Origin of the sequence: Acaryochloris sp. IP29b_bin.137 (genome assembly GCF_028285745.1) — a bacterium.
Taxonomy (GTDB): domain Bacteria; phylum Cyanobacteriota; class Cyanobacteriia; order Thermosynechococcales; family Thermosynechococcaceae; genus Acaryochloris.
Genome location: NZ_JANQOP010000084.1, coordinates 1 through 8,574, shown reverse-complemented (window position 1 = coordinate 8,574; position 8,574 = coordinate 1). Strand labels below are relative to the sequence as shown.

At 47.5% G+C, this 8,574-nt stretch carries 11 protein-coding genes and 1 pseudogene; 3 read left to right on the top strand and 9 right to left on the bottom strand.

Annotated elements, in window-relative coordinates; translation table 11 throughout:
• Window positions 1-80 (bottom strand): NAD(P)-binding domain-containing protein (locus Q0991_RS06230; protein WP_299410409.1); only part of this gene is annotated, 80 nt, incomplete at its 3' end.
• 243 nt (window positions 81-323) lie between these two features.
• Here Q0991_RS06230 and Q0991_RS06225 point away from each other — a divergent pair.
• Window positions 324-665 (top strand): hypothetical protein, encoded by a 342-nt coding sequence (locus tag Q0991_RS06225; protein ID WP_299486493.1) that lies wholly within the window; start codon window positions 324-326, stop codon window positions 663-665.
• 311 nt (window positions 666-976) lie between these two features.
• Here Q0991_RS06225 and Q0991_RS06220 read toward each other — a convergent pair.
• The 4 genes and pseudogenes from Q0991_RS06220 to Q0991_RS06205 form a co-directional block, all read right to left on the bottom strand.
• Window positions 977-1,239 (bottom strand): annotated as a pseudogene (locus Q0991_RS06220) (addiction module antidote protein).
• 78 nt (window positions 1,240-1,317) lie between these two features.
• Window positions 1,318-1,548: a hypothetical protein gene (locus Q0991_RS06215; protein WP_299486491.1), complete on the bottom strand. Its 231-nt coding sequence runs from the start codon at window positions 1,546-1,548 to the stop codon at window positions 1,318-1,320.
• A gap of 116 nt (window positions 1,549-1,664) precedes the next feature.
• Entirely contained in the window at window positions 1,665-2,120 is a 456-nt protein-coding gene (locus Q0991_RS06210) for a GNAT family N-acetyltransferase (protein ID WP_299486489.1), read from the bottom strand.
• A gap of 134 nt (window positions 2,121-2,254) precedes the next feature.
• Window positions 2,255-2,608 (bottom strand): hypothetical protein, encoded by a 354-nt coding sequence (locus tag Q0991_RS06205; RefSeq protein WP_299486487.1) that lies wholly within the window; start codon window positions 2,606-2,608, stop codon window positions 2,255-2,257.
• Window positions 2,609-3,061: 453 nt separating this feature from the next.
• On the opposite strand from Q0991_RS06205, the gene Q0991_RS06200 reads away from it, so the two are divergent.
• Window positions 3,062-3,856 (top strand): Coq4 family protein, encoded by a 795-nt coding sequence (locus Q0991_RS06200; RefSeq protein ID WP_299486486.1) that lies wholly within the window; start codon window positions 3,062-3,064, stop codon window positions 3,854-3,856.
• On the opposite strand, the gene Q0991_RS06195 is transcribed toward Q0991_RS06200, so the two are convergent.
• From Q0991_RS06195 to Q0991_RS06185, 3 genes are all read right to left on the bottom strand, one after another.
• Window positions 3,850-4,212: a hypothetical protein gene (locus tag Q0991_RS06195; RefSeq protein WP_299486484.1), complete on the bottom strand. Its 363-nt coding sequence runs from the start codon at window positions 4,210-4,212 to the stop codon at window positions 3,850-3,852. The two genes, Q0991_RS06200 and Q0991_RS06195, sit on opposite strands and share 7 nt — an antisense overlap.
• Window positions 4,213-4,354: 142 nt before the next feature.
• Entirely contained in the window at window positions 4,355-5,875 is a 1,521-nt protein-coding gene (gene malQ / locus Q0991_RS06190) for a 4-alpha-glucanotransferase (RefSeq protein WP_299486482.1), read from the bottom strand.
• Between the two features lie 15 nt (window positions 5,876-5,890).
• Entirely contained in the window at window positions 5,891-6,997 is a 1,107-nt protein-coding gene (locus Q0991_RS06185; protein WP_299486480.1) for an FAD-dependent oxidoreductase, read from the bottom strand.
• 220 nt (window positions 6,998-7,217) lie between these two features.
• Here Q0991_RS06185 and Q0991_RS06180 point away from each other — a divergent pair, with 220 nt between their 5' ends.
• A complete protein-coding gene (locus Q0991_RS06180) occupies window positions 7,218-7,436 on the top strand; it encodes a DUF4327 family protein (protein ID WP_299486478.1) in 219 nt (72 codons plus the stop codon).
• 245 nt (window positions 7,437-7,681) lie between these two features.
• Here the strand turns inward: Q0991_RS06180 and Q0991_RS06175 are convergent, their stop codons facing one another.
• Window positions 7,682-8,224, bottom strand: a complete 543-nt coding sequence (locus Q0991_RS06175) for a cofactor assembly of complex C subunit B (protein ID WP_366524904.1) — start codon at window positions 8,222-8,224, stop codon at window positions 7,682-7,684.
• Between the last annotated feature and the right edge of the window lie 350 nt (window positions 8,225-8,574).

The following is an 8,574-nucleotide window of genomic DNA, read 5'->3' as shown; positions in this document are numbered from 1 at the left end:
AAGCCATTTCGCTCAACGTTGAGGGCTAGATTTTCCCCCATGACCGCGAGGCCAATCAGTCCAAATTGTTGCTGGGGCATAAGGAATTTGCTCTAAATAGTGAGAGTCACAATGCGTTGACTACAGGGTAGCTCGATCCCCATGGGAACTACTGGAAGAAGAGATTAAAAGACGCAGAAAATCAGGTGAGAATTGGTCAGGCATTACACCAGCCAGCCATGCTGAGAGGGTAGTTATGTGCAATCGCCTAAGTGCATGTGGGAGGTAGGTTATACGCATGCTGCTGTATTCTACTTGGGAATGAACAATGTAAAGCGTAGTACATGGCAAAACTACCCGAGAGTCTCCTATCTACAATTTTTGAGTTGCTTCAGCAACTTGCTAAAGGAATTGAGGAGGCATCTGCAGTTGAGTGGACTCTCTACGAGCAGCATGGTGAAACAGCTGGAACAATGGAAGAGTTAGAAGAGCTACAGAACGCTAGAGAGCGTCTGGTATCTCCTTACTCACGTTTGAACACATTATTGCTTAGAATTTTGGAGTCGCAACCCACAGTTGACCCTGCTATGCTGGAATTATTGATCCAAACAGTAAGTCAAGCTCAAGCCTCAGCTGATGCGTCTTGGGCCAGTGTTCAAGAGGTCAAGCGAGTTTGGAGGCTTTGATGGCAAATAACAAAACAGCGATTCCAAGCATTGAAGAAAGGCAGCGGGCTCTTGAGATGTTAAGAGTAAGCAACCAACAGTTGGAACTCACTGCCATAGCATTGGACAGACTGATAACCACAGTAGAGGCAGGTCTAAGTCGCCAACATCACCAGCGTGTGGAGAAAAGTATCTAGCAGCTCTCCCCCCTAAAGGTTTTGACTCAGGGGCGCAAATTGAATTTTTAAAATCCCCATAGAGAGTTTGAATTGGGCATCCTGTGCACGGAGTTTTTAGGCAAGGCTTTCACTTTCAAGTGGGGTTACCTGTAATCACAAACCTGAGCCCCGAAAAACTTTGAGGATAGTAGCAAAATCTGGGTTGCCCTCAACAATAGTGCTTGATAAAGACTTTCACGGCCCAAACCTATTTCTCGTGAGATTCGTGTCATTCCTCTTGAATGAGCAATATCTCCGAGAGCAGCAGTAATCAAGGTAGGATCACCATCTTCAAGAACCGCTTCAAGATATGCTGCAATGTCCTCTTTTGTTTCTAAGTGATTTGCTACATCCCAAATCTGATATCCAGAGACCATATGCTTTGTTGGCTTGCTCCTATATTGCAATGGGTAACTGATTCAGCCACTTACGAAAGTCCTTGGTCGTACTCAACTTCACTGACTCATTGGAAAAAAATCGTCGAGTGGCACAGGCGTATCTGATCCAATTTCCTGCCGTACCCTAGCTGCAAGATTGTCCCATTGGGCATCAGTGGTAGCCTCAAAGCGTTCCTGCCAAGCTTGTTCGTCTTCTAGCTGAGTCAGAAGACGAGATGCTATTGCATCTTGCTGTTCGTTAGACAGTTTTGAAACTTTTGCAAAGGCTTGTTGAAGGAGTTCAGTCATAAATACAAGCTGCCAATTACAACGGGAGTTCGACGGAAGAATTTGGGTTTAGAAAAGGCTGGAGACAATATTCATAACAAGTCGGTGGTGGGGGATTTAGTGAAGACCGCTGTATCTTACGTGTCATTCCTAAACGCCAAGTTGTAGTAGATGAAGTTGGTTTCGGCGATCCACCCAGCCGATTCATACAGCTGCCTTGCCGCAGAATTCTCTTTCTGTGTCGCCAACAATAAGGCGCCTGCACCTAATTTCTCGCCAAGCTTCTCCGCCGCTTTTAATAGAGCACGAGCCACACCTGAACGACGAAACTCCTCCACGACAAACATATCATTCAGAATCAGTTTCGGTTTCATCCCTACGGAAGAGAAGCTCGGATACAACTGAGTGAAGCCCACACAATTACTAGAATCAAAGGCACCAATTAGAAACGAGTCTTCTTTCTCCAACCGAGCAGATATGAAGTTTCGCGCCGCCGCCAGATCCGACGGCTGACCGTAGAACTGGCGATACATGTCGAACAAGATCGCTGTTCGTTCAAGGTCGTCGATATTGAGTTGTCTTGTTTCGACCACTTCTTAGTTCTCTAGCCACCTAACGGCTCGGCCATCAGGGGCGCGAGCAGAAATATATTAAAACAACTAAGGCGCTTATGCCGAGCGTCCCTTGCATGGGCTGGTTAGGCGACTCTAATGGCTGAGATCAGCGGCTACTCGTAGGGTTCCATCTGTATCGACTTGTTCAATGGGGAAACAAGTAACTCGCATATATCGCGAGAAGCAAAGATCCTAGAGCCTAGAGGAACCTGCTCCTTGCTGAGGTCCCGAAAGGTAACCACAATCCGCCACCGTCTATCAACCGGGGCATTAGGGTCAGATAGCTGAAGATGAATGCGTTCAAAATATGCAGTCGCTTCGCGCTGGTCGCCAGAGGTGGTGTGAATCGTCACTACCTCTTCATGCTCCACCCACTGATCTGGTACAGAGAAATCTGGGACTACTACAACCCCACGACCTGTAATCTGGAAGACATCTTCAACGGTCAGTAGTTCTAAGTGACTCATGTCTATCTAACTATAATTAGAAGGCAAATTTCCTCCTAACACGAAATGAATCAATAGCTTGTCTGCTTCTTAAAGCCAAGCCTCCTCTACATTAGCACCACAGCAGAAAGAGTACGTATTACGGAAATTTCCCGATATGCAAAACTGCAATTAATCACCTAAAAAGAATACAGGGAAAGCGTTTATAGCATATCTGTCATGCAACCATGAAGAATGTTAATGGGCAAAATAACCATATAAGTTCCAATATCGGTTGTTATCAGGCACTCAATGCCACCCCGTAAACTCTTTGACGAGGCTAATGATGTAATGCCAACGCAAACAGCTATGTGTCGTGGATACAGCGATATATTCTCTACCACAACAAACGTCACTCCGAAACAGTAGCTAAGCCCAAAGTTGGAGCCTTTCTTACTCTCGATAAAATAGTTTCAGTGCATAGTCGTTCAACACATGGCTCTTTCACAGTCTGCCCTTACTCAACCCATTGACCATCTGTGGTCCGTCGCTGACTATCACCGCATGGTCGAAGCAGGCATTTTCGGCGATTGTCATGTAGACCTGTGCCGGTATTACTCGCTCAAAAGGTCTAAAGACATGGATCGCAGTCATCCGCTAACCTCCAGGCAGCGTTTCTCCTTTTTCTCCTTAGCCGTACAAGCCTATCGCCAAGGCAAACTGGGGGACGTTGCTGCTTATAAGTCTGCAATATTAGGCACTCAAGCCTATCCAGAGATTGCGGGAAAGCTCTCAAGAGTAAAAACCTGCTTTCCCACCATTGACTTAGCAGCCTTAAGAACCCTACCAGAAGGAACCTTTGGGCAGATCTATGCCCAGCATATGGATGAATGCCATCTAACCCCGTTGGAGATTAGCGCAGACGTCATAGCTAAGTTGCCAGACCAATCTCTGGGACTACGCTATACCCTCCTCCATGATGTATTTCATGTGCTGTTAGGATATGACACCAGCCTTGTCGGAGAAATGGGGGTATGGGCTTTTGTTGATGCTCAGCACTATAGTCCCAGCTATCAGACAGCAGCCTGGCTGGCTCATTACTTATATCCTCTGATCATTCCACACCGATACCGACAACTACGCGCCATCGAGCAGCAAGGCCGTAGGCTTGGACAGAAAGCAGCCTGCATCATCGCCCATCCGCTCCAAGACTATTGGCCAGAACCTCTATCTACAGTTCGAGTTCGCCTAGGTTTAGCCAAATGGGGATGTGGCTGTAATAACTACTGACCCTTGATACCGATACAATTGCCCCACAAGTCTTTCAGTTGACACATTTTCATGCCGTTCTCAATGATCATTGGCCCACGGTACAAGGTAGCTCCTAAACTCAGCAAAAACTCTACTCGTTTTTGGAAGTCATCTGTTTGCCAGTAGACAACTGAACCAGCTGTACCAGAACCAACTTTGTCATCAACAGCTACAACCTCAATCATCACTCCGTCATAATCGAGGTACTCAAAATCGAATTCGGTAGTCTTCCGTTTTTTAGCTTTAGGAAAAGCGCTTTGATACCAGGCAAGTCCAGCTTTTGGATCATTCACATGAATTAAAACTGTACTGATAGGCAATTTAGATTGAGACATCCATCTATTGAGTTATACAGAGTAGATCCATATAACAGGATATGAATGCATCCATGCAATCTAAATCCATGCAAGCTAAGAACCCAAATCAACTAAACCTTGAAAACCTTGTATTGTAAAGTTTTCAGGGTAACCTTCGTGATCATTGCCAGGTATCATCGGTCCTTGCTGGAGCACGTCCATAGGTATCGGTGAGTTGCAATAACCGTTCTGCGATCGCATCCGTCAATCCCCCCAAACGATACCGCCAGGCCCAGTTGCCCCCTGATGTACTGGGTAAGTTCATACGGGCCTCAGTGCCCAGCCCCAGCAGATCTTGCACCGGAATAATCACCTGATTGGCCACCGAACTGAGGGCCAGTCGCATTAAATCCCAGTGAATCCCTTCCTCTGACAGTCCGCCCATATAGCCTTCCACAAAGATCCGCTCATGCTCAGGCATATTATGAAACCAGCCCACCGTCGTATTGTTATCGTGGGTGCCCGTATAGACCAAGCAATTCTGAATATGGTTGTAGGGCAGGTATGGATTACCAGAGCCAGAGCCAAAGGCAAAATGGAGAATCTTCATCCCCGGAAATTCAAACTTATCCCGGAGTGCTTCCACATCGGGGGTGATGATGCCTAAGTCCTCGGCCAAAATAGGGAGTTTGCCTAGCTCATCCCGGAGGGCTTCGAACAGCTCATCGCCAGGGGCTTTAATCCACTCACCATTCATGGCCGTGGTTTCCCCTTGCTTGACTTGCCAAAACGCCCGAAATCCTCGGAAGTGATCCACCCGAATCAGATCCACATAATCCAGCATGGTGCGAAAGCGCTGAATCCACCATTTGAAACCTTGCTTTTCCATCCGCTCCCACTGGTAAATGGGGTTGCCCCAAAGCTGTCCGGTTTCACTAAAGTAATCCGGTGGTACCCCAGCCATCAAAGCCGGTTCTCCCGTTTCTGGATCCAAGAAAAACTGATCGGGATTGGCCCAGACATCTGAACTGTTATGGGCCACATAGATGGGAATATCGCCGATGATTTGAATGCCGTTATCGTTGGCATACTGTTTCAGATTGGACCATTGCTGGAAAAACTGGAATTGCCAAAATTTATGCATCTCAATGTCGGACTGCAGCTTTTGCCGCCAATGCGCTACAGCAGCAGGTTGGCGTTGGGCAATCTCATGGGGCCAGGTATTCCAAGCCGCTCCCCAATGGGCATCTTTAAGGGCCATAAAGAAGGCGAAATCTTCTAGCCAGGCTCTCGTTTGACAAAATTTCTGAAAGGCGAGAGTAAGCTCTGGAAAGACGCCCGCTTTGAAATTGTCGTAGGCCAGCCGTAGCAGTCCCTGCTTCATAGGAATGACCTGCTCGTAGGCGATGGTCTCTGGTCGAAAGCCCACGCCTAATTCCAGATCTTCCGCTTGCAATAGCTCCTGCTCTTGCAGTTGCTCCAGACTAATCAAAAGGGGATTGCCTGCCATCGCCGAGTAACACATATAGGGGGAGTTACCAAACCCCGTTGGCCCCAGAGGCAGCACCTGCCAAAGCTGCTGACCACTCTTGGCCATAAAATCCACAAATCGATAGGCTTCTGGCCCTAAGTCACCGACTCCAAATCGACCGGGGAAAGACGTCGGATGTAAGAGAAGGCCACTCGCTCGGGGGAAGGGCATAGGCAAGAACTCACTTTAGTTCGATATCAACTGTCGCACTTTTTGGGCCGTAATGGGGGCTAATAGGACACCATTGCGATAATGTCCACTGGCCACCACCACATTGTCATAGCCTGGGAGCCGTTCAATGATAGGGGCAGGCCGTTCATGGGGTCGAGGACGTAAGCCAGACCAGGTTCTCAGAATGCTGGCATGGGCAAGGGATTCATCAAGTGCGATCGCACGTTGATGCAACTCCTTTAATTGAACCGGATCGGCCTCGATAGAGCTGCCCACTTCAGATGGAAATTCAACGGTCGCCCCCACCCACACCTCCGAGGCATTCAGGGGCACAATATGCACCTGATCACCATTGACCACAGGTAACGGGTCTACAAGGGGATGCTGACGTCGAAGATGTAGCGCTTGCCCTAAAACTGGATAAATGGGTACGGTTTGCTGGAGAGTGGTGGTCAGGGGCGTTGATCCTAACCCTGCCGACACAATCACCCAATCCACAGGATAGCTTTCGGTTGGCGAGCAAACATCAGTGAGAGACTGGGGATCGTCTCCTCGTAACGATTTGAAACTAGAAATTGGCGTATCGAAATAAAACTCAGCCCCATTTTTCTGAGCCGCGGCAATCAAGGCAGTCGATAAGGCAACGGGATCAATTTGGCGATCCTGCGGGGAGTAAATTGCACCCACCACTGACGTTTTGGACTCCCAAAGATGGGCGGCTCTTAAATGGGGATAGGTTTGAAACAGGTTTTCTTGATCCAAAATATCCAGGTGAAAGCCTTGTTGAGCCCGCGCTTGCTGAGTTCTAGACCAGCGATTCAACTCATCACCATCAAAGCACAGATGCAAAATGCCTTGACGGTTATAGGGCAGGGATAAGTTAGTAAGCGCTTCCAGCTCAGGTATCAGGGTTTCGTAAAGCCTTAGGCTGTCTAAGCGTAACTGTAAGTGTTTGCCCTTTAGTTTCGGCGTCATCGCCGCCATCAGCACCCCCAGAGCAGCTCTTGTCGCCTGCCATTGATGGGGCGACCGTGCATCCCACACAGTAACCTGATGGGTCTGACTGAGTTCAAAGGCAATTGCTGCCCCCACCACACCACAGCCAATAATGCCAATTTGCATTGCGTTTTCTGTCCTGAGGACCCTATGAATAACATGATTATTAAGGAAAAATCAATAATCTAGCATTTAAGAAGTTCAAATACTTGTGCTAGGATTGTGAGCGAATTAAATGAGCCGCTTGCGGAACACTTCCTAAACAACGCAATGCAGCCGCTTTTAGTGTTTGCACTATCAGCCATTCCCTTAGTCTTTCTACAATCCATATATGACAAATACCACCATGACTCCGGCGGTTCTGCACCCAATGGGTAAGTTGCAGCGCCAAGTTCAGTCGTTAGTCAATTCTCAAAAGCTCAAGCCAACCGATAGTTTATGGAAGGTGGGCTTGTTGTTTCCCGATAAGTGGTCTCATCTCAAAGGTGAATTAATCGACTTTGAATTTTCGATGCAAGATCCAATTGCCAGTTTTCTAGAAGTTGAGACTTGGGAAGACGAATAGCATTCAATCTTTTACTAACCTTCGATTGAATCAGTAGCTATTCAACGCATTCAACCTGAAGCAGCCAAAATTCCTCAGCCTGATGGCTGGACATCAAGGTGTGCGAAAACTTACAAGGGATACCAGTTTTTAGGATTGATTTGCTCTAGCTGTCTTTAATCTGCTCGATCTAGGTGCACATCGGTCAACTTTTCTCTATGCAGGATTGGCTTGAAGGCAGCACATTGAGCATCAAATAGAAAAAGCTACGATGCAATCACGCCGAACGTCTTCAGCGTTGGGCGCATTGCTGTGATTTCATCACGGTGGGCAGTCACCGTCAGTAGCGTTTGAGTGTTTGTATCAGCAGGTGAGGCTACCGATTCGACTTTTAGTCTGACCTGCTCAGGTCGTTGGGCTCTTTTCCAGTAAAACCAACCTGCTACTGGTGAGAAAACGGTGATTACGGTAAAGCCCAAACCAACCGTGGGAAAGAGGATACTAAACACCAGGCTCAGGCACAGGGTTGCCGTTAGCATCAACGCCGTTAGGAAACAGGCCAACACAACGCTAGGCCGAACTGTCCCTTCAAAGGTGACTTGATCCAATTCTTTGTCCAAGGCGGTTAGCCGATAGGACCGCTTCGTCAGATAATCTTCCACCTTTTTCAGAACCGCTTCTTCGGTCTGAGGGGAGAGCCACTGCAGCTCTTCAGTGCGATCTTTCACCGAAGCGCGAATAAAGAAGAACAACCCCACCATCAGCACTAAGGTCAGCAGAAAGGTTGAGGGTAAAACGAAAGAGCGCATCATAGGTAATTTAGGCCAGGTAAATAAAACAAATGTGATGCAAGTTGCCGAGCTGAGTTGACCTCAGTCACTGCAGGCATTTGGCAGAAACCATAGAGTATGGGAACACACCCCGTGAGAAATGATTGCAATTTCTCCGCTATTCCAAACTAAAAGAAATTATTTATTGGTGGCGAAAAAATCGCTTGGGCGTGTCTTCTCTGTTTAGTTTACAGCCAAAACTAGAACTCATCATATGCTTGAAAGTCTTATTTTTTGGGAACTATAGAGGAAGGGAGCTTGTTTCGCTTTAACCTGCTAGAGGTGATCTTAGATGTCGGCAATTCCGCAAAAAGCAGAAGTTATTCACG

What these genes read in the sequence shown, in the direction of transcription:
- Q0991_RS06200 (WP_299486486.1), top strand. Translation starts at nt 3,062, where the DNA reads ATGGCTCTTTCACAGTCTGCCCTTACTCAACCCATTGACCATCTGTGG.
- Q0991_RS06195 (WP_299486484.1), bottom strand. Translation starts at nt 4,212, where the DNA reads ATGTCTCAATCTAAATTGCCTATCAGTACAGTTTTAATTCATGTGAAT.
- Q0991_RS06205 (WP_299486487.1), bottom strand. Translation starts at nt 2,608, where the DNA reads ATGAGTCACTTAGAACTACTGACCGTTGAAGATGTCTTCCAGATTACA.
- Q0991_RS06215 (WP_299486491.1), bottom strand. Translation starts at nt 1,548, where the DNA reads ATGACTGAACTCCTTCAACAAGCCTTTGCAAAAGTTTCAAAACTGTCT.
- Q0991_RS06175 (WP_366524904.1), bottom strand. Translation starts at nt 8,224, where the DNA reads ATGCGCTCTTTCGTTTTACCCTCAACCTTTCTGCTGACCTTAGTGCTG.
- malQ (WP_299486482.1), bottom strand. Translation starts at nt 5,875, where the DNA reads ATGCCCTTCCCCCGAGCGAGTGGCCTTCTCTTACATCCGACGTCTTTC.
- Q0991_RS06185 (WP_299486480.1), bottom strand. Translation starts at nt 6,997, where the DNA reads ATGCAAATTGGCATTATTGGCTGTGGTGTGGTGGGGGCAGCAATTGCC.
- Q0991_RS06180 (WP_299486478.1), top strand. Translation starts at nt 7,218, where the DNA reads ATGACTCCGGCGGTTCTGCACCCAATGGGTAAGTTGCAGCGCCAAGTT.
- Q0991_RS06225 (WP_299486493.1), top strand. Translation starts at nt 324, where the DNA reads ATGGCAAAACTACCCGAGAGTCTCCTATCTACAATTTTTGAGTTGCTT.